Origin of the sequence: Megasphaera sp. UPII 135-E, assembly GCF_000221545.1 — a bacterium.
In the GTDB taxonomy this organism is placed as follows: Bacteria; Bacillota; Negativicutes; order Veillonellales; family Megasphaeraceae; genus Megasphaera; species Megasphaera hutchinsoni.
Window position 1 is genome coordinate 52,096 of record NZ_AFUG01000043.1, and the last position, 19,586, is coordinate 71,681.

The 19,586-nt window shown below is 36.4% G+C and carries 20 protein-coding genes and 1 pseudogene; 13 read left to right on the forward strand and 8 right to left on the reverse strand.

What is annotated here, in order from left to right; genetic code table 11:
- From HMPREF1040_RS06755 to panD, 4 genes are all read left to right on the forward strand, one after another.
- Positions 1-867: a sirohydrochlorin cobaltochelatase gene (locus HMPREF1040_RS06755; protein ID WP_007393248.1), complete on the forward strand. Its 867-nt coding sequence runs from the start codon at positions 1-3 to the stop codon at positions 865-867.
- 157 nt (positions 868-1,024) lie between these two features.
- On the forward strand, positions 1,025-2,752 hold the full coding sequence (locus tag HMPREF1040_RS06760; protein WP_007393192.1) for a proline--tRNA ligase: 1,728 nt from the start codon (positions 1,025-1,027) through the stop codon (positions 2,750-2,752).
- Between the two features lie 431 nt (positions 2,753-3,183).
- The gene (gene panC, locus HMPREF1040_RS06765) at positions 3,184-4,032 is read left to right on the forward strand and encodes a pantoate--beta-alanine ligase (RefSeq protein ID WP_007393242.1); all 849 of its coding nucleotides are present in this window, start codon (positions 3,184-3,186) and stop codon (positions 4,030-4,032) included.
- A 3-nt stretch (positions 4,033-4,035) separates the two neighbouring features.
- Positions 4,036-4,419 carry an aspartate 1-decarboxylase gene (panD, locus tag HMPREF1040_RS06770; protein WP_007393184.1) on the forward strand — a complete coding sequence of 128 codons (384 nt, stop codon included), beginning with the start codon at positions 4,036-4,038 and terminating at the stop codon, positions 4,417-4,419.
- 150 nt (positions 4,420-4,569) lie between these two features.
- Here panD and HMPREF1040_RS06775 read toward each other — a convergent pair whose 3' ends face one another.
- From HMPREF1040_RS06775 to HMPREF1040_RS06800, 6 genes are all read right to left on the reverse strand, one after another.
- Positions 4,570-6,861, reverse strand: coding sequence for a cation-translocating P-type ATPase (locus tag HMPREF1040_RS06775; RefSeq protein WP_007393205.1), 2,292 nt, complete (start codon positions 6,859-6,861; stop codon positions 4,570-4,572).
- Between the two features lie 18 nt (positions 6,862-6,879).
- Complete coding sequence (locus tag HMPREF1040_RS06780; RefSeq protein WP_050791370.1) at positions 6,880-7,158, reverse strand: metal-sensing transcriptional repressor; 279 nt, start codon at positions 7,156-7,158, stop codon at positions 6,880-6,882.
- Positions 7,159-7,280: 122 nt separating this feature from the next.
- Positions 7,281-7,748 (reverse strand): OmpH family outer membrane protein, encoded by a 468-nt coding sequence (locus HMPREF1040_RS06785; RefSeq protein ID WP_255261339.1) that lies wholly within the window; start codon positions 7,746-7,748, stop codon positions 7,281-7,283.
- 67 nt (positions 7,749-7,815) lie between these two features.
- A complete protein-coding gene (locus tag HMPREF1040_RS06790) occupies positions 7,816-8,220 on the reverse strand; it encodes a GerW family sporulation protein (protein WP_007393206.1) in 405 nt (134 codons plus the stop codon).
- A gap of 5 nt (positions 8,221-8,225) precedes the next feature.
- Positions 8,226-8,879 (reverse strand): hypothetical protein, encoded by a 654-nt coding sequence (locus HMPREF1040_RS08060; protein ID WP_007393197.1) that lies wholly within the window; start codon positions 8,877-8,879, stop codon positions 8,226-8,228.
- Between the two features lie 54 nt (positions 8,880-8,933).
- On the reverse strand, positions 8,934-10,040 hold the full coding sequence (locus HMPREF1040_RS06800; protein WP_007393245.1) for an NADH:flavin oxidoreductase: 1,107 nt from the start codon (positions 10,038-10,040) through the stop codon (positions 8,934-8,936).
- A gap of 208 nt (positions 10,041-10,248) precedes the next feature.
- Here HMPREF1040_RS06800 and HMPREF1040_RS06805 point away from each other — a divergent pair, with 208 nt between their 5' ends.
- Complete coding sequence (locus HMPREF1040_RS06805; protein ID WP_007393145.1) at positions 10,249-11,532, forward strand: adenylosuccinate synthase; 1,284 nt, start codon at positions 10,249-10,251, stop codon at positions 11,530-11,532.
- A gap of 51 nt (positions 11,533-11,583) precedes the next feature.
- Here the strand turns inward: HMPREF1040_RS06805 and HMPREF1040_RS06810 are convergent, their stop codons facing one another.
- Entirely contained in the window at positions 11,584-12,237 is a 654-nt protein-coding gene (locus HMPREF1040_RS06810) for a hypothetical protein (RefSeq protein WP_007393167.1), read from the reverse strand.
- A gap of 151 nt (positions 12,238-12,388) precedes the next feature.
- On the opposite strand from HMPREF1040_RS06810, the gene HMPREF1040_RS06815 reads away from it, so the two are divergent.
- The 4 genes and pseudogenes from HMPREF1040_RS06815 to HMPREF1040_RS06830 all read left to right on the forward strand — a co-directional run bounded on the left by HMPREF1040_RS06815 (position 12,389) and on the right by HMPREF1040_RS06830 (position 15,565).
- On the forward strand, positions 12,389-13,165 hold the full coding sequence (locus HMPREF1040_RS06815; protein WP_007393164.1) for a ParA family protein: 777 nt from the start codon (positions 12,389-12,391) through the stop codon (positions 13,163-13,165).
- On the forward strand, positions 13,155-14,072 hold the full coding sequence (locus HMPREF1040_RS06820) for a ParB/RepB/Spo0J family partition protein (RefSeq protein ID WP_007393160.1): 918 nt from the start codon (positions 13,155-13,157) through the stop codon (positions 14,070-14,072). Before HMPREF1040_RS06815 ends, HMPREF1040_RS06820 begins: the two co-directional genes overlap by 11 nt.
- A gap of 56 nt (positions 14,073-14,128) precedes the next feature.
- Positions 14,129-14,613 (forward strand): annotated as a pseudogene (locus tag HMPREF1040_RS06825) (DUF4446 family protein).
- Complete coding sequence (locus HMPREF1040_RS06830; protein ID WP_141557807.1) at positions 14,603-15,565, forward strand: M23 family metallopeptidase; 963 nt, start codon at positions 14,603-14,605, stop codon at positions 15,563-15,565. Before HMPREF1040_RS06825 ends, HMPREF1040_RS06830 begins: the two are co-directional and overlap by 11 nt.
- Positions 15,566-15,608: 43 nt before the next feature.
- Here the strand turns inward: HMPREF1040_RS06830 and HMPREF1040_RS06835 are convergent, their stop codons facing one another.
- Complete coding sequence (locus HMPREF1040_RS06835) at positions 15,609-16,331, reverse strand: M48 family metallopeptidase (RefSeq protein WP_007393138.1); 723 nt, start codon at positions 16,329-16,331, stop codon at positions 15,609-15,611.
- A gap of 70 nt (positions 16,332-16,401) precedes the next feature.
- On the opposite strand from HMPREF1040_RS06835, the gene HMPREF1040_RS06840 reads away from it, so the two are divergent.
- From HMPREF1040_RS06840 to HMPREF1040_RS08335, 4 genes are all read left to right on the forward strand, one after another.
- Positions 16,402-16,956 (forward strand): 3'-5' exonuclease, encoded by a 555-nt coding sequence (locus tag HMPREF1040_RS06840; RefSeq protein ID WP_007393173.1) that lies wholly within the window; start codon positions 16,402-16,404, stop codon positions 16,954-16,956.
- A 118-nt stretch (positions 16,957-17,074) separates the two neighbouring features.
- Positions 17,075-18,022: a 2-hydroxyacid dehydrogenase gene (locus tag HMPREF1040_RS06845; protein ID WP_007393148.1), complete on the forward strand. Its 948-nt coding sequence runs from the start codon at positions 17,075-17,077 to the stop codon at positions 18,020-18,022.
- Positions 18,023-18,285: 263 nt separating this feature from the next.
- Positions 18,286-19,389 (forward strand): putative RNA polymerase sigma-54 factor, encoded by a 1,104-nt coding sequence (locus HMPREF1040_RS06850; protein ID WP_007393151.1) that lies wholly within the window; start codon positions 18,286-18,288, stop codon positions 19,387-19,389.
- Positions 19,319-19,576 carry a hypothetical protein gene (locus HMPREF1040_RS08335; RefSeq protein WP_255261340.1) on the forward strand — a complete coding sequence of 86 codons (258 nt, stop codon included), beginning with the start codon at positions 19,319-19,321 and terminating at the stop codon, positions 19,574-19,576. The genes HMPREF1040_RS06850 and HMPREF1040_RS08335 overlap by 71 nt, the downstream gene beginning before the upstream one ends.
- Positions 19,577-19,586: the final 10 nt, after the last annotated feature.

The following is a 19,586-nucleotide window of genomic DNA, read 5'->3' on the forward strand; positions in this document are numbered from 1 at the left end:
ATGAATATCATAAAAGAAACTCGATTAGGAGTAAAAACATATGGCAAAGCAATTTACCCAACTAAGGATGCTATATTGGTGTTAAGTTTTGGAACGACCTATGAACATACTAAAAAAGTAACGATTGATTCTATTGTGCAAGATATTCAGCATCGATATGCTGATACAAAAGTGGTACTTGCGTTTTCTTCACGAATTATTGTTAAGCGGTTAAGACAAAAAGGAATTGATATTCTTTCTCCTGAAGAAGCGTTAGACCAGTTACAAGCGGAAGGTTATACGCGAGTGGTGATGGTGTCGTTAGATATTATTCCAGGTATTGAATATACTTATAAAATGGCTTTATTAGAAGCATATAAGCAGGCGTTTACACAGATTACTTTAAGTACTCCGCTGTTATATTGGATGGGACAGTCAGCATGTCGTGATGACGTAAAATTATTTATTGAAGCATTGGAAAGTCAATTTTTATCGTATTCGGATAAAACAGCCATTTTACTTATGGCACATGGTACGAATCACCCTGCTAATGCCTATTATGCGGTGATACAGGCGAAATTAGATGAATTAACAACTCGACCTGTATTTATTTATTCCATAGAAGGATGGCCGGAGTTGCAAGATATTATCCCGAAATTAGTAAAACTGAAAATTACCGATATAGTTTTAATACCGATGATGTTGGTGGCGGGCGATCATGCACATAATGATATGGCTAGTGAGAATGAAGGGTCGCATTTACACTTATTAAAAGCAGCAGGATTTACGGTTCATACATATATGCATGGCTTAGGAGAAAATGCAGCGATTCGTAAATTGTTTGTAGAGCATACGGTAGAAGCGGTAAAACATGGGGGAGAGATATAAAACCATAGTTAAAATATTTTCTTGGGTAGTAATTGACGTATTATAGGTTGTCGTTATAAAATGACAAGAGATTATATTAACTGCGGTGTTGGTGGACAAGACCGCAGTTTTCTATGTGTTTATTATTGGTAATCCCGATATTCAAGGAGGTTTTTGTATGTTAGCATCAAAATTATATTGTCCTACATTACGAAATGATCCGGTAGAAGCGGATATAGTTAGTCATAAATATATGTTAAAGGCTGGTATGATTCGTAAAAATGCATCGGGTTTTTATTCTTTTTTACCTCTTGCACGGCGTTCTATTTTAAAAATAGAACAAATTATACGTGAGGAAATGAATAAAACGGGAGCGCAGGAAATTATGATGCCGATTGTCCAACCCGCAGAAATTTGGCAAGAATCTGGTCGCTGGGATGTATATGGTAAAGAAATGTTTAAATTAGTGGATCGCCACGGAAAAGAACATTGTTTAGCACCGACACATGAAGAATTGATTACGACATTGGTACGTAATGAATTACGGTCATATAAACAATTGCCTATTAACTTATATCAAATTCAAAATAAATATCGGGATGAAATTCGGCCGCGGTTTGGCTTGATGAGAAGTCGTGAATTTGTGATGAAGGATGCTTATTCTTTTGATATGGATGAAGAAGGATTAGCACTTACTTATCAAGATATGTATAATGCGTATAGCCGTATTTTTACTCGTTGCGGATTGCAATATAGTATTGTTTTGGCTGATTCTGGACAAATCGGCGGAAAATATAGCCATGAATTTATGGCATTAGCTCAATCAGGGGAAGCAGAAGTGGTGTCTTGTACGCACTGTGAGTATGCTGCCGATATTGAACAGGCTGAACCAAAGACTTTAACTATGGACGTAGAACCAATGGTAGAACTTAGTAAATTTGCGACGCCGCATTGCTCAACGATTGAAGAGTTAGTTAAGGTTGCAGCTGTTCCTATTGAAAAAACAATTAAAGCTGTCGCCTTTGATATAGACGGAGTATTGGCTTTGTGTATGGTCCGGGGTGATCATGATGTAAATGATGTGGCGGTACAGCGTATTGTGGGGGGCAATGATGTTACGACAGCAAGTGCCGAATTACTTAAGCAACATGGATTAGTACCAGGATATATGAGTCCTATTGGAGCTAATAAAACAGATGAGTCTTTTGTCATATTGGTAGATCCTACCGTAATGCAAATATATAATGGGGTGGCTGGAGCAAATGAAGAAGGCTATCACTATCGTTATGTCACTCCGCAACGAGATTTTACGGACGTTCGCGTTGAAACGATTCGTTTTATGACGGAACAGGATCAATGTCCGCTTTGTAATGCACCCATTCAACGGGCTCATGGCATTGAAGTAGGACAAGTATTTCAGTTAGGAACAAAATATTCCGAAGCGTTACAAGCTACTTTTTTAGATAAAACCGGCAAGGCCAAACCATTTGTGATGGGGTGTTATGGCATTGGGGTAACGCGTACATTGGCAGCATCTATTGAACAGTATCATGATGAAAATGGAATTATTTGGCCAGTTGCTATTGCACCTTATGAAGGAGTAATATTACCTTTAAATATGAAAGATGAATCGATGGTAACGATTGCTCAAAATCTTTATGTACAATTAATGGTAGATAACGATGAATTTGTGTTAGATGATCGCAATGAAAGAGCTGGTGTTAAGTTTAAGGATGCCGATCTTATAGGTTATCCTATACAAGTAATAGTAGGTAAAGATGCGGTACAACAGGGAAATATAGAAATTAAAATTCGGCGAACTGGTGAAAAATATGTTGTACCTATTAATGAGGCAGCTAGTCAGGTTCAGAATAAGTTAAAAGAATTACGTCAATTGTACCAATAATAGGGAAACATAACATGGAGGCATAGAACCCAAAGAGGTCATCAAGAAAATGGGGATGACCTCTTTTTTTGACGGCAAGTAATCTTATGACCGCAGTACTTAGACAGTGATAGTATATTTTTAGTATTAGCGATGAGAGCAAAAGAGATGCTACGTGAAGTAAATCACTATTGATATGGTGGTAGTAAATATGCTATTATACAAATAAGGCAAAAGATAGCATCACATAAGTGAGTTATACTTTAAAAAAGATATGCTATGATACGGCAATGAATTTTATATAGATATGTTTTACTGCTTGGATCATAAGGACTGAGACAGGAAGTTATCCACGGTAGGGGAGTCTTATTTGAGGAACCTGGTGTCGTTGACCTTTTTGGCTTGGGCTAAAAAGGTTTTTCTTTTGCCAAAATATCATAAAGGGGTGTATTATGCAATTATTTAGTACGGTTCAAGAGATGCACGAATATAGTAGAAAACAACGGGCATTAGGAAAGTCGATTGGCTTAGTTCCAACGATGGGATGTTTACATGAGGGACATTTGACTTTAATGAAAGAAGCGAAAAAAAATTGTGATGTGGTTATTGCATCAGTATTTGTTAATCCTATACAATTTGGGCCTAATGAAGATTATGATGCTTATCCGCGTCAAATTGAGCGTGACGCATCAGCCTTGGAACAAGTTGGAGTGGACGCTTTGTTTTGTCCATCGGTCAAGGAAATGTATCCTAAAGGATACCATACATATATTGAAGTAGAAAACGAGTTCACAAATAAATTGTGCGGTGCAAAGAGACCCGGCCATTTTCGTGGGGTTGCAACTGTGGTGACAAAGCTGATGAATATTACCGCAGCTGAACATGCTTTTTTTGGACAAAAAGATGCACAACAAGTGGTTGTATTATCGCGTGTTGTGGCTGATTTAAATTTGCCAATTCAGATTCATATGGTACCTATTGTACGTGAACCTAGTGGTTTAGCTTATAGTTCTCGCAATACCTATTTATCGAGTATAGAAAAAAAGCAAGCACTGATTCTTTCTCAAAGTTTACAAAAAGCTAAAACAGCATATTTAGCTGGGGAACGGAATAGAGAATGTTTGATAAAAGTAGTAACAGAAACATTGGCACAAGAAAAAATGGCTGTTGTTGATTATGTTCAAGTATATACGTTTCCTGAGTTGGAAGAATTTTCTTCTTATACGGGAAAAATTATTATTGCTATTGCTGTGTATATTGGTAAAACTAGATTGATCGATAATATTATATTGGGGGAATAAAAGATGTATTTGCATATGTTAAAGTCGAAAATTCATTGTGCTACGGTTACAGAAGCTAATTTACAATATGTGGGAAGTATTACTATCGATGAAGCCTTAATGGAAGCAGCACATATTTTGCCTAATGAACGGGTACAGATTACTAATAATAATAATGGTGCTCGGTTAGAAACGTATGTTATTCCAGGAAAACGAAATTCTGGAGTTATTTGTTTAAATGGTGCGGCGGCACGTTGTGTTCAAGTAAATGATGTTGTTATCATTATGGGGTATGCATGGATGGATGAAACCGAAGCGAAACAGCATAAACCAACAGTGTTGTTATTAAATAAGGATAATACTATTCGGGAGGATAGTTATGTAGAGTCCCATGGGCATATAGAATAATTAAAGAATATATGTTAAGAAGACTAATGTTTCACGTGAAACATTAGTCTTCTTTTTTTGAGGAAGGCTATATAAAATACCACCTTGTTTCACGTGAAACAAGGTGGCATCGTGATAGATGAATCAAGAAGATGACACTAGATAAGGAGTTTATAATTTATGCTCTGTATTAAAATGGCGAAGGCGCAAGGCATTCAATACGACACAAATACTACTGCAACTCATAGCAGCAGCGGCAATCATTGGATTTAATTTTATTCCACATAATGGATATAATAGGCCAGCAGCTAAAGGAATCCCAATGATGTTATAAATAAATGCCCAAAATAAATTTTCCTTTATATTGCGTAAAACGCATTTGCTTAAACGAATAACGTTGACGGCATCATTTAAGTCATTTTTTATCAAGATGGCATCGGCACTGTCCATGGCAATATCTGTGCCGGCACTAAGGGCTATTCCGAGATCGGCTCTAGCTAGTGCTGGGGCGTCATTAATTCCATCTCCTATCATTGCTACTACATGTCCTTCCGATTGTAAGTTAGCAATGTGCGTTTCTTTATCTTGCGGGAGTACTTCGGCTATGACACGGGGAATTTTTAATTGTTTTTTTAGTGCATTTGCTGTTCGTTGATTATCACCTGTAAGCATAATTATTGATAATCCAAGCTTTTTTAATGCATTGATAGCCGATTCACTAGTTTGCTTAGGGGGATCAGCAACTGCAATGATACCGAGTATTTGTGTGGCTGAGGCAAAGATCAAAGGCGTTTTTCCTTCGTCCGATAATTGATGTATTTTTGGTAATATAGATGTTAAATCAAGGTGTTTTTCTTGTAGTAATGTTGTATTGCCAGCGTAATATATTCTGTCTTGAATGGTGGCTTCTATTCCCTTACCAAAAATCGCTTTCATCGTATCTACAGTTGTAGGTGTGATCTTATGGTGTTTGCCATAAGATCTGATGGCTTCGCCTAAAGGATGTTCACTGCCTATTTCCATTCCTACGGCCAAGGATAATAGTCGGTTTTGGTCTAGTGAGTAAGGGAGAATATCTGTTATAGTTGGAGTACCGGTTGTGATAGTTCCTGTTTTATCTAATACGATAGTATCAACGTGATGGGCAATTTCTAAAGCTTCCCCTGATTTTATTAGTATTCCCGACTCTGCTCCTTTGCCCATACCTACCATAATCGCAACAGGTGTGGCTAAGCCTAAGGCACAAGGGCAAGAAATGACAAGAATGGAAATGCCTATTGAAAAAGAAAATTCTATGGTCGCATCCATTATAAAATACCAAGCAGCGGTAGCTATAAGGGCGATACCGATGACGATAGGAACAAAATAAAAGGCGATGGTATCGGCTATTTTGGCAATAGGCGCTTTACTGGTAGTTGCTGCATCCATTAATTGAATAATTTGTTGTAATGTGGTATCAGTACCGACTCGTTGAGCTGTTACATGGATAGTGCCGGTTTTGTTTAACGTAGCTGATGTGACCGTATCTCCTACTTGCTTTTCGACAGGCATACTTTCTCCTGTTAGTGCTGATTCGTCTATTGTTGTGATTCCTTGTTGAATAATTCCATCTGCGGGAATTCGTTCACCTGGTTTTATTTGCAAGAGATCGCCTACCTGCAATTTGTCGATTGCGATAGTTATTGCTTTGTTTTGCCGTAATATAGTAGCTTGTTGTGGCGATAAATCCATTAATCTTTTTATAGCCGTGCCAGTTTTATTTTTTGCTAACGTTTCTAAATATTTTCCGATAGATACTAAGGTAACAATCATCCCGGCCGATTCAAAGTATAAATTTGTACTGTATGTTTGCACTAATGGTAGATTGCCTGTTCCTAAGCCTATACCAATACGATAAATAGCGAATATACCAAATATGGTTGATGCTAATGAACCGAGGGCAACGAGACTATCCATATTGGGGGAGGCGTGCCATAAGTTTCTTAAACCGTTTCGATAATAATTTTTATTATATAACATAATTGGAATTAGCAATAAAAATTGGGTATAAGCATAGGTTAAGGCATTTTGGGAGCCATCAAAAAGTTGTTCTATGATAGATGGTACAGGTATACCAAAGAGATGATACCACATAGTATGCATGGCAATATACATCAAAGGGAGTAAAAAGAGGACGGAGCCTATAAGATTGTGTTTCATTGTAGTTGTTTCAGCGGATGTATCTAATGTGTTTTTTTCCGTTTTTGTAGTATTAGGTAGGGAGGCACCATAACCAACTTTTATTACTGCTTGGATAATCTCAGTGGACGATAGGATGGTTTCATCATAACTTACTTGCATGGAATTGGTAAGTAAATTGACGGTAATGGTGCTTATGCCCGGAAGTTTTTGTAGTGTTTTTTCAATACGGGCAGAACAGGCAGAACAACTCATGCCGGTAATGTTATATTTTTCGTTTTTCATAAGGACGTTCTCCTTTTCTTATTTTATATTTTTCTGTATTAATATAAGTAGTCGTTCTAAGGCTTCGATAGAACCTGTTTGTATATCTGGTAGTAGTGTTGACGTATGATAGAATAATAATTCGGTGGTACATGAATGTAAGGCTGCTTGGATAGCTTTTATTTGTGTAAGTGTATCATGACAAGAGCGTTTGTTTTCTATCATGTTTTTTACACCTCTTACTTGTCCTTCAATTCTATTTAAACGTGAAATTATCTTTTGTTCTTTTTCTGTTAGTAGTAGATTTGAATTTGTCATTATAGTTCTCCTTGTTATATTTATGACGCATACATTACAGGGGTATATATTGTATGATATACCCCTATAATGTATGCGTCAATGGGCAAAAAAAACGATAACAACAAGTGTTATCGTTTTTTTTATTTTAATTTTTCTAATACGGCTTGTGTTTCATCTACAGGTGCTGCATCTGCAGCAATAACAGAACCTTTGAAGACAATAGCATCTAAGCCTTTTTCTTTGCGAACTATGTTTACTTTATTAGCAATATCTTGTTGAATTGGTCCAAAAATTTGATTTTGTAAAGCATTTAAACGTTGATTTAATTGTTGTGCTAATGCACGACGTTGATCATCTGTTTTTAATGTAGCTGATTGATTAGTGAATTCTGTATTGGCTTGTTTTACAGCACTTTGCATTTGTACTACTGCTTTTTGGTAATTTTTATGGGAAGTTACTAAGGTATCAAAATCTACACTACCAATTCCAGCAGCAAATGCAGAAGTTGCTGCACTTACTGTAATAGTACCTAATACAGCTAATGAAACCAATTGTTTTTTTACATTCATGATACATCCTCCTAATCGCATATTTGCGAGTATTAACATACTTGTATGTATTATAGCAAATGATTTATAAAAAAACAACCATAGTGGTAATTATTTACAAAATAGGTTATTTGGAGTCATCTTTTCCTTCTTGATCGATATCATCGTCATTAATGTATATGTATTTATCTTTTTTTAATTTCTCAATAATTTCAGGAGCCATGGCGATTAATTTCTCAAAAGCGGAGGTTTGATGACCGTCTTTTTTGATAGAAAACATTTCTACGCGGTCACCCTTTATTACTAATATTGCGGCAGGTTCCATTTTTGCACCACCGCCACCACCAGAATTGGAGCGTCCTGTTTCTTTTTTTCCAGTCAAATTATTCGCTCCGAAACCAAAAGATATGTCTACAAAAGGAACTAAAATAGCGTCTCCAATATGTACAGCTTCTCCTACCACCGTTTCTACACGAATCATTTCTTGAAATTTTTCAAAAAGCGTATCTAGTGTTAATTCAGTTTTTTCCATGAGGTTCATCCTTTCTTATTCTGTATAAGTTTATATAGCTGTTTGCGAATAGGGGTATATAGTAATAATTGGCTTGTGTGCCAAATAAAATGAGCCGGGTATATATATCCTTGTGCGGTAATTGTACAATCACAGCAGGGGGATAAAAAATCAAAGGCAAGTTTTTTTACATGTTCTTTACCGTAAGTATAAATAATTCCCGCTAATATTCCTGTTTTATAAGGATCACCTAGTCCTATTATACCTGTTATGATACACTGTCTAATACGAGAAATATATAGTAATGTAAATATATAGCTGATACATTTATCTAATATATCTAGATTCATTAAATGTATCATAATAGGTAGAAAATAGTCGTCTGATGAAGAGGGCATAGTTGCTTTTTGGGAGGTATCAGAAATGGATATATCCGCTAAAGTATCTTCATTGATTGTTGCGGTAGATGGTGGTGGAGAGGAATCCTTTTTTGTGTTGTCGTACATCATTGTATAGTGTAAGGTACGGTGATATATCAGCGGAGAAACGCTCCAGGTAATGTTTACCGTAAATGAGTAAGGCGTGCCTAGATGAATAGATAATGAATAAGAACAAGGGATATATAACAAGAGTATAAGCAGGCATAAACTAATGATTAAAATAAAACTCAGGATACTCATGTTAGGTACTCCTTTATTATAGGATAAGAATAAAAAGAAAAATGATAATTAACATTATTTCTTGTCGGAGTTATTAAATACGCAAGCAATGGCATTGGTGCCGTAACAACGAGAACAAGAGATACAAGTCGCTGGTTCTGTGTTACCATTACGCCAAAGATTGGGTAAGTCAGGCTGCCTTAAAAAGGGGCGTGACATAGAAATAAAGGTAATATCAGTTTGTTGCAAAGTGGTTTGAATTTGCTCTATATTGCGATAGCCACCGACAACACCTATATCGATGGGTTTATCTTTTAAAGCGGAGGCAATTGCTTGTGCGTATTGTTTAAAGTACATAGGTTCTTTTGTGCGGCGGATAGCCCGGATGGGACCTTTGCGTGGGAGGGAAGACATATTGCCGCCACTCACTTCAATGGCGTTTACCCCAACATCGGCTAAGCGAAGCATAATTTCGTATCCTTCTTCTTCGGTAAGTCCTCCTTCTTCCATAAAATCAGCACAATTTATTTTTACCCAAAGGGGAAATTCTTTTCCTACTACGTTGCGGATCGTTTGTATTGTTTCAAATAGAAAGCGCGAACGGTTTTCTAAGGAGCCGCCGTATTCATCTTGACGACGATTAAAGAAAGGGGTTAAAAATTTACTAATTAAGTAGCCGTGAGCAGCATGAATTTGAATTCCATCAAAGCCAGCTTTTTTTGCACGTAGAGCTGCTTTGCCCATATCTTTGATTAACTGATATATTTCCGCTTGGGTGAGGGCGTGGGATTCTTGTATTGTTTTTCCTACTTTTTCGGGTATTCCACTCGGACTAATAATGGTTCCCTTTCCTTCGGGTAACATGATAGCTCCGCCAATTTCTACGAGTTGAGCAATTATTTTGCTGTGATACATATGAACACGTGCTACGAGTTTGGATAAAGGGGAAATACATTCATCATCATGGATACAAATTTGACAGTGTTGATGTGGTTCTAGCGTGCTTGCTGCAATCATTCCCGTAATGATGATGCCTACCCCACCATTAGCTAAGCGCTGATAGGTGTGAAACATTTCTTCTGTTGGATGCCCCTCAGCGTCGGCAAGTCCTTCAAATGTTGCGGAACGTACCAAATGGGAAGAAGCTGAAATACCGCCAATACGACAATTCTCAAATAACATGAACAATCTCTCCTTGCATAGGGTAAAAATAAAATTTTATCATATTATTATAGACTAATGCACGGAAAAAATCTATTTCTATATAAGTAAAATAAACCGATTTTTGATATAAAGGAAAAGTTTTGTGCTTGAGATTAGGCATTTTGACGGTTTTCGTGTATAATATAAGTGCTTGTTAATTTGGCATGTATGAAGGGATGTAAAAGCTATGGCTACAGCAATGGTAATTGGCACCCAATGGGGTGACGAAGGAAAAGGCAAAATTGTTGATTATTTAGCACAAAAAGCGGATGTGGTTATTCGTTCGCAAGGTGGAAATAATGCAGGGCATACGGTCGTTGTAAACGATCAATCATTTGCATTGCGACTCTTACCTTCGGGAATACTATTTTCGGATAAAACGTGTATTATTGGTAGTGGTGTTGTCGTAAATCCAAGTGTACTATTAGCAGAAATTGATAGTATAAAAGCACGAGGTGTGCATATCAGTTCATTAGAAATTTCTACTCGTGCACATGTTATTTTCCCATATCATATTCGTATTGATGAGGAAGATGAAAAATTAAAAGGCGAGGCTAAAATTGGTACGACTAAAAATGGGATTGGACCATGCTATGCTGACAAAGTTAATCGGATAGGTATTCGTGTTGGCGATATGCTTGATGAAGCGGTGTTCCGAGAAAAATTAAAATATAATGTAACATTAAAAAATCGCTTATTTAAAATGTATTATGAATGCGATGGTTTTTCATATGAAGAAATGCTACAGGAATATTTAGAATATGCAGAAAAAATTCGTCCATATGTAAGAGATACGGATTATTCTGTAAATTATTATATTTCGCAAGGGAAAAAAGCTTTGTTTGAAGGTGCCCAAGCGACGATGTTGGATTTAGATCATGGTACGTATCCTTTTGTTACGAGTTCTAATCCTACTTCGGGTGGTGCTTGTGTTGGTGCAGGTGTAGGGCCGCGGAAGATGGAGAATATTGTGGGGGTAGTAAAAGCGTATACTACTCGTGTTGGCGCAGGACCATTTCCAGCAGAACAGATTAATGAAGCAGGTGAATATTTACGAAATACGGGGCATGAATTTGGTACGGTTACAGGTCGCCCGCGACGGTGTGGTTGGTTGGATACGGCTGTTGTAAAGTATGCGGCGATGTTAAATAGCTTAGATTATTTAGCGATTACGCGGTTAGATATTTTAGATGGGTTGGATACGATTAAAATTTGCACTGGTTATACTTATGAAGGGGAAAAAATAGAAGAGTATCCGGCAAGTTTGGCTGTTATGGAAAAAGTACAACCTATTTATGAAACATTACCGGGTTGGAAAACGCCAATTTCTCATTGTCGAAATTACGAAGAATTGCCCAAAGAAGCACGTGCATATGTAGAACGTATTAGCGAATTAGTAGGGGTACCTTTAGGCATTGTTTCTGTTGGCCCCAATCGAGATCAAACCATTATTTTACAATCTATTTTTTAATAATAAGTAAAAATAAAAAATAAAAAGGCTATCGTAATAAGATAGCCTTTTTTAGTTATTACAAGTATTTGATAAGGCACAGTGAGAACAGCTGCTAGTCGAACAATTTTCGGTAGAGCGTAAACAGAAGAGAACGGCGAGTGATTTGCGAGGAAGTAATAAACCACCAGGGGTGGTAGAAATACCGAGTTCTTTGCCTCCTGCTGCTAATGCTAGGTCTAATTGTTGGCGCATGGGCCAATCGCCATTTCCGGGGATAAAACACCAAGCGATGGATAAATGTTTATCGTGTACCATTTCGTCTATGGTTTTGGCAAATTGTTCTAGATATAATTGTAAAGCGAAGGTTGCTGTCGCATCTAAAGCAATTCCTTGCTGAAAATCTTTGGCCAGAAAACGTTCATCAATCATATTTTGTAGGGCATTTCCGAGGGTGATTACACCAGCTAGTAACATCGTTGTATGAGCTAATAACGATAGTAGTTTTTTGCTTTGCATTTCAAATGAATGGTCACCGAGTAAATGATGAGAATCAGCATCGTAAAAAACTTGTTTAAATGTTCCTTGGGGAGTTGCGAACGTTTTTATTGAGTCACAAGCTTCTTGAAGTTGGTTTTCGTGAAATTGATTTTGACCACGTGAAGCGAGAAATTCTTTTAATTTATGCATGGGTATTGTTGGTAATGGATCATTATATAACGTCATATAGACACAACCTTTCGATATATTTAATATATTTTCTATTGTATAAAGGCAGGGGAATATTGCCTGATAAAGGATGGAATTCCTCTAGTTACTACATCTATACTATGCTATACTATACTATAGATTTGATTTTAGGAATGGGGTGAATAGGGTGGCATATGTCATTGCCGTGACCAATCAAAAAGGTGGCGTAGGAAAAACAACAACTGCTGTTAATGTTAGTGCGTGTTTAGCAGAGAATGGAAAAAGAACCCTATTAATAGATCTGGATCCACAGGGAAATGCTACAAGTGGTTTAGGAATTGATAAAGAAATATTAAATACCAGCATATATGACTGTTTAATTGATAGTACACCTTTACAGGATATTTTACAACCATCAGTGGTAAAAAAATTACAGGTGGCACCATCTACGTTGGATGTTGCTGGGGCATCGGTGGAATTAGTTAATGTAGAACAACGAGAATATGTGTTGAGAGAACGAATTAAACCACTTTTACAAGACATGAAAAAAGCGTTTGAATATATTATTATTGATTGTCCACCGTCGTTAGGCTTATTGACGATTAATGCACTAACGGCAGCTGATTATGTGTTGATACCAGTGCAGTGTGAATTTTATGCTTTGGAAGGATTAGCTCAACTTATGAAAACGATCGATATGGTGCGTACGACATTTAATCATTCGTTAAAGGAATTGGGTTTGATATTGACTATGTATGATGGTCGGACAAATTTATCCATTCAAGTGGCAGAAGAAGTTAAAAAATATTTTAAGGGAACCGTTTTTAAAACGATTATTCCACGTAATGTTAGATTGGGAGAAGCACCTAGTCATGGCGTACCAATTACTGTATATGATGGGCATTCAAAAGGCGCGGAGGTGTATAAAAAATTGACCAAAGAGGTGATGCACCGTGTCGTCTAAAAAAACAGCAGGTAGTGGAAAACATGGATTGGGGCGAGGCCTAAGTGTGTTTTTACCTCAACGAGAGGATAGCCGTGAAGGTGATACTATTCAACAAATCAAAATAGCGAATATTCAGGTGAGCTCGCATCAACCTAGACGTACGTTTCCGCTAGAAGGATTACAAAAATTGTCGGAATCGCTTAAAGCGTATGGACTTGTACAACCTATTATTGTACAAAAACAGCCAGACGGAGGATTTGTTTTGGTGGCTGGAGAAAGAAGATTGCGTGCCGCTAAGTTATGTGGTTGGGAGTGGATTCCTGCCTGTGTACGGACATATGAGGAGCAATTGGCCGCGGAAGTAACCTTGATAGAAAATATACAGCGTGAAGATTTAACGGCGGTTGAAGAGGGGATGGCATATCAGCGTTTTATTGAAGAATTTTCCTTGACGCAGGAACAAGTTGCTGCTAAAGTGGGTAAGAGTCGTTCGCATATAGCGAATATGATACGGTTATTGCAATTGCCTGAGTCTATTCAAGCGATGATTGATCAAGGTCAGTTATCGATGGGGCAAGCACGGCCATTGCTATCTTTATCAGATCGGGCTCAGCAAGAAAAGCTGGCGGCACTCATTGTGGCACAGGAACTTTCTGCTCGACAGGCAGAGCGGTTGGTAAAAGAAGCTAATTTAGGCAAAGATAAACGGAAAAAAATGCCACAGGACACGTTTTTAAAAGAGATACAAGATCAGCTAAAAGTTCATTTAGGAACATCCGTAGCTATTCGTTTAGATCAACATAAGCAAAAGGGAAAAATTGAAATATCTTTTGCATCAGAAGCGGAATTTGAAAGATTGTTAGGCCTATTGACAGATCTTGACAACCGGGATGATAGAAAAGAAACAATATCTTTTCATGTGTAAATAATGAATGAATAAAAGAGTTACTAGAGCAGGTGAAGAAAATGATTTTGGGAGGCATGTGGTTTCCTATATATGGGATTATTGTTATATTTATAGGAATCATTTTGTTGTTTTTATTGGGATATATCATTAGATTGAATATACGGTTAAATCGCTTGCATAAAAAATATGATTTTTTTATGCAAGGTGCATCTGGCCAGAGTATAGAATATAAATTACAGGAAGAAGTACGTCACTTATATGGATTAAAAGATATAGTACAAAAGATTCAGGATGAACAACAAGCCATATTATCGATACAAAATCATTGTTTTTGTAAAATCGGCTTGAAAAAATATGATGCTTTTGACAATATGGGAAATCAGTTAAGTTTTGCCATTACACTTTTAAATAAAAAAATGATGGTTTTTGTTTATCTAGTATATATGGCCGAAATGAATCAAGAGTTTTTGCTAAACCTATTATTAATGGCACTTGTACATATAGTATGAGTGATGAAGAAAAGGACAGTTTGTCACAGGCATTACAGCATGAAGAGTAGAAAAAATTCTATATTAGCAAGAAAGGATTGGTTAAGCATGCAAGATGGGAAAATAAAAAAGATCCCATGGCGAGAATCAATTCGTGCATTCACTTGTTTGTGGTTATATGGTAGTAAACAAGATGTTGTCTTTACACCAGTGCAAATTCGTCGATGGGTGCGTATAGGTGTTGCTATAATAGTCATCATTATAGTAGCCATTGGAATGATTATATATCAATTTATGGCCTTACAGCAGGCTCAAGATGAAGTTGATTTATTACAGCGACAGCGGGAATTAGTCACTCAAAAAATAGAAATTTTACAACAAAAAGTAAATATTATGGGGAAGATAGCACAAGAATTGCAAATGGATAGACAAGAAAAGGATAGCTTCCCAAAAAATAACGGCAGTCATACGGAAGAAGTACGTATTGGGCATTCTTCTTATGATGATCTGGCGTTGGCTGCCGGTAAGTTAGATATGTATGTAAATGCCCAAATTATTAAATTTATCCTTATAAAAGAGGGGATAAATCAGAATCAAGGTGCAGGTAGTGCGAATAATGTTGTTGATGCGAAAGTAAAGATCCCTTCTATTTGGCCAGTGCGAGGAAGAATTACGTCTTTTTTCGGTCCACGAATTAGGCCTATGGCTGGGGCATCGTCTTTTCATGAAGGTGTGGATATTGGTGTCCCTATCGGGACCCCGGTACATGCAACTGCTACCGGTATAGTGGCGTTAGCTACATGGGTAGGAGGATATGGGAATTTAGTGGAAATTACCCATAGTGAAGGATATACTACACGGTATGCACATAATTCTTTATTATTGGTTGTGGCAGGGCAACATGTATCTACAGGAGATATTATTGCTCTTTCTGGAAGTACGGGAAAAAGTACGGGACCACATGTACATTATGAAGTTCGATTACAAGGAAAAGCATTGAATCCAATTCTTTTTTTACCATAAGGTAAGGAAAAAGCATCCTTTCTTATATAAGAAGGGATGCTTTTTATATACACCAAGGTAGATAATTGTTTAACTGTTTTTTTCTTTCTTTCCAATCGGGCATGATTGTTGTCATGATATTATAAAAATGTTTTGAATGATTAGGATGGATAAGATGGCATAGTTCATGAACCATGACCTGATCTACTAAAGGGGAAGGCATAATGGCTAAATAGGTGCTTAGCGTGATGAGCCCTTTGGTGGGCATACAAGATCCCCAACGTGCATGCATTATTCGTTGTTTTAATTTAGGAAAGGGAAGGGAATAGTCGTAAAATAAAGGAAACATACGGTTAGCACTTTGCGTAAACAATGTGCTACCTTCTTGGCGTAATAATAAGTGATAAAGGGCAAGCCGTTGTTGTAGTGTATTGTTCACAAGTTCCATGTGGATCGTTGTTTGGCATTTATAAATGGTGCTTCTTCGTTTCCCTTCTTTAATATGTAATATATGAGGCTTTCCGTTTAGTAGTAAAATGCAGCCGTCTTGTAAGGCAATAGAAATAGTATTATTATTTTTTAAACGGATTAGGTTTTTCTTTATAGTATCTTCGTGCTTTTTTAAGAATGCATAAATTTGTTCCCATGGAACGTGCGGTGAAGCTGATATATGGATATGCCCATCACGATATAAGCGAAGATTGATATTTTTGACGGGTTTTCTTTCTAAGATAATTGTTTGATTTAAGAAGGGAATATATTTTGTTTCAGAGATATAGTTTTTCATGGTAACACCTTTCTTATAGAACATTTATGCTATAATGTAAAGTATAACATAGTGGGAGAAAATAAATATAATGATAGAATTTACAGCTATTGATTTTGAAACTGCAAATAAGTATGCTAATAGTGCTTGTTCCGTTGCGATTGTACAAATGCAAGGAACAATATGCGTACAAGAAACATATACGTTAATTAAGCCGCCTTTTATGGTTTTTGAGACGCCGAATGTACAAATTCATGGTATTACACCACAACAAGTGATGCATGAAAACAAATTTGATACCTTATGGCCAACATTAGCACCGCAATTAGATAAATATATTGTGGTAGCACATTATGCGGCATTTGATATGCGGGTATTACGCAGTTTGTTGAAAACATACCAACTACCAAAACCAACGTTACGCTATATGTGTACCGTAGAGCTTTCGCGGCGAGTATGGCCACATCTTAAAAATCATAAATTGGATACGCTTGCAGATATGTTGGGAATTTCATTTCAACATCATCAAGCGTTAGATGACGCTAGGACGTGTGCAAAAATTTTATGTGCTGCTATAGAAAAAGTAGGGGCACAAAGTATCGAAGAATTGGTATATCATACAGGAATATCGCTAAAAAAATTATAAAGGTATATGTGTAAAGGGAATATGATTTTATTAATAATACGATTTTTAAAAATATCCTTACATAATTAAAAACAAGTTATATAATAATATATATATTTTTTGTAAAGGAAGTGATTTTATGAAAGTAGTATTATTAGAGTCATTAGGTATTTCTTCGGATTTATTAGCAACTTATGCTGATAAATTAAAAGCACAGGGACATTCATTTGCTGCTTATGAGCGAACGGATGATGTATCGGTACAGATTGAAGAGGCAAACGATGCAGATATTTTAATTATTGCCAATATGCCGTTAAAAGGTGAGGTTATTCGAGCTTGTCCTCACTTAAAGTATATTGATGTTGCTTTTACAGGAGTGGATCATGTTGATTTGGCAGCAGCGCAAGAAAGGGGCATTCGCGTTAGTAATGCATCGGGATATTCTACCGTAGCGGTAGCGGAATTGACTATTGCGATGATGCTTCATTTGTTACGATATGTAGCACAAGTTGATGCGGCTTGTCGTGCGGGAGGTACGAAAGCTGGATTTATTGGTTATGAATTGGAAGGTAAGACGGTTGGCTTATTCGGCACAGGGGCAATAGGACATAGGGTAGCCGAATTAGTACATGCTTTTGGTGCAAAGGTTATTGCGTACAATGGTTTTTCCCATAAGGAAAGCACTGCATTAATTACGTATGTATCACTGGAAGAAGTTATGTCGATGGCAGATATTATCTCTTTACATTGTCCAGTTACGGAGCAATCTAGAGGATTAATTAATGCGAAGACGTTGTCTTATATGAAACCTAGTGCGATTTTGATTAATGAAGCTCGTGGCCCCGTAGTTGATTCACAAGCCTTAGCAGATGCGTTGAATACGGGTAAAATTGCAGGTGCGGGAATTGATGTTTTTGAAGTAGAACCGCCTATTGATACGAAGCATCCTTTACTACATAGTAAGAATACTATCGTTACGCCACATGTTGCTTTTGCTACACATGAATCGATGAAGAAACGTGCAGTTATTGTGTTTGAGAACATAGATAACTTTTTAGCAGGGAAGCAACTAAATATTATTTTATAATATGAAGACTAATATGAAAACGACCTCTTTTGCACCAAAGAGGTCGTTTTTAGTATGGTTATATGAAATATACCCTTAATTATTTTTAAAATACTTAAGTGGGGTATATAGAGGGATAACGAATTATTAGGGGACAATATATTGATAACGAATAAGAGAGACGTGATATATATCGATTGTATATGTATGAATTAAACATCTTTACGATAAAAAGGGCTTTATGCTAGACTGAATATATATAAATTCTGTCTAGGGAGGTGTTTATGATGATTGGCCCTGAATTAATTTTAGAACAACAGATTAAATTAAATCAAAGACAATTATTGTCGATGAAATTATTAGCACTTCCTATGCAAAATTTACATGAATTTATACAGGAAAAAATTGTTGAAAATCCTTTGTTAGAATTAGATGATTCTTTTTCAAAAGAGAAGAATTCTTATTCAGACGAACGTTTTTGGGAGCAAATACCTGATCGGTCGCGTTCTTTTGAGTCTGTATTGTTACAAGAATTACGGATGCATATTTCTTCAACGAGATTATATGAAGCAGCAAAATTAATTGTCTGTTCGTTAGATACAAGAGGATTTTTTTTTGGTGATTTAGCGAAATTAGGGGAAATTGGTGGTTTTTCGCCGGATGAAATGAAACGTGCTTTAGCGGTTGTTCGTGCGTGTGAACCATTTGGTGTTGGGGCATCATCGGTACAAGAATCGCTTCTTATTCAACTTCCGCATCAGACGAATGTTCCTGAGGGAACAGAAATGATTATAAAAAAATATTTTTCTGAATTTTTACATAGTAAATGGGATGTTATTGAACGAAAATCGGGGTTGTCATTCAAAAAGGTAAAGGCAGTGCGAGATTTTATAAAAAAAATGTCACCTTATCCAGCACATCAATTTATGGATAATGTACAATATATACATCCTGAAGTAGAAATTATTTCTTTAGAAAAGGGAAAGTTAGGAATCCGATTTTTAGAAGAATTGCCTTCTTTAATATATCGCAGTGATTTATACGAGTTGTATAATAATACAGAAGATAAGGAAATACGAAGTTTTTTATTAAAGCATAAGAAAAATTATTTGATTTTACAAGAGGCTTTAGTATATAGACGCATGTCGATTATGAAAGTAATACAATACATTTTGCAAGTACAAAAACATTTTTTTTTACAATATGGGGATATTAAGCCATTATTACAGAAAGATATTTCTTTAGCTACGGGGCTAAGTGCGTCTACGGTTAGTCGTGTTTGTCATGAGAGATATGTGTTATTTAAAGGAAAAATTTATGCGGTTCAAGATTTTTTTAGGTCGAGCTTATGTATGTGGGGCGAAAAAGAAAGAGCCTGTATCAGATAAATTTGTTATGCAGCAGCTTAAAAATTTAATTCAAGGTGAAGATAAATTGAGACCTTTATCAGATCAGGAAATTTGTTCTGTATTGGAAAAATATAAAATTTCTATATCTCGTAGAACCGTGACTAAATTACGATTAAAATTAAATATTCCTAACAGTAGTATGAGACGACGGCAATATTTACTCTGAATATAGGTGG

Coding starts and splice junctions, on each gene's coding strand:
- HMPREF1040_RS06755 (WP_007393248.1), top strand. CDS start 1: ATGAATATCATAAAAGAAACTCGATTAGGAGTAAAAACATATGGCAAA.
- HMPREF1040_RS06760 (WP_007393192.1), top strand. CDS start 1,025: ATGTTAGCATCAAAATTATATTGTCCTACATTACGAAATGATCCGGTA.
- panC (WP_007393242.1), top strand. CDS start 3,184: ATGCAATTATTTAGTACGGTTCAAGAGATGCACGAATATAGTAGAAAA.
- panD (WP_007393184.1), top strand. CDS start 4,036: ATGTATTTGCATATGTTAAAGTCGAAAATTCATTGTGCTACGGTTACA.
- HMPREF1040_RS06775 (WP_007393205.1), bottom strand. CDS start 6,861: ATGAAAAACGAAAAATATAACATTACCGGCATGAGTTGTTCTGCCTGT.
- HMPREF1040_RS06780 (WP_050791370.1), bottom strand. CDS start 7,158: ATGACAAATTCAAATCTACTACTAACAGAAAAAGAACAAAAGATAATT.
- HMPREF1040_RS06785 (WP_255261339.1), bottom strand. CDS start 7,748: ATGTTAATACTCGCAAATATGCGATTAGGAGGATGTATCATGAATGTA.
- HMPREF1040_RS06790 (WP_007393206.1), bottom strand. CDS start 8,220: ATGGAAAAAACTGAATTAACACTAGATACGCTTTTTGAAAAATTTCAA.
- HMPREF1040_RS08060 (WP_007393197.1), bottom strand. CDS start 8,879: ATGAGTATCCTGAGTTTTATTTTAATCATTAGTTTATGCCTGCTTATA.
- HMPREF1040_RS06800 (WP_007393245.1), bottom strand. CDS start 10,040: ATGTTATTTGAGAATTGTCGTATTGGCGGTATTTCAGCTTCTTCCCAT.
- HMPREF1040_RS06805 (WP_007393145.1), top strand. CDS start 10,249: ATGGCTACAGCAATGGTAATTGGCACCCAATGGGGTGACGAAGGAAAA.
- HMPREF1040_RS06810 (WP_007393167.1), bottom strand. CDS start 12,237: ATGACGTTATATAATGATCCATTACCAACAATACCCATGCATAAATTA.
- HMPREF1040_RS06830 (WP_141557807.1), top strand. CDS start 14,603: ATGAAGAGTAGAAAAAATTCTATATTAGCAAGAAAGGATTGGTTAAGC.
- HMPREF1040_RS06835 (WP_007393138.1), bottom strand. CDS start 16,331: ATGAAAAACTATATCTCTGAAACAAAATATATTCCCTTCTTAAATCAA.
- HMPREF1040_RS06840 (WP_007393173.1), top strand. CDS start 16,402: ATGATAGAATTTACAGCTATTGATTTTGAAACTGCAAATAAGTATGCT.
- HMPREF1040_RS06845 (WP_007393148.1), top strand. CDS start 17,075: ATGAAAGTAGTATTATTAGAGTCATTAGGTATTTCTTCGGATTTATTA.
- HMPREF1040_RS06850 (WP_007393151.1), top strand. CDS start 18,286: ATGATGATTGGCCCTGAATTAATTTTAGAACAACAGATTAAATTAAAT.
- HMPREF1040_RS08335 (WP_255261340.1), top strand. CDS start 19,319: ATGCGGTTCAAGATTTTTTTAGGTCGAGCTTATGTATGTGGGGCGAAA.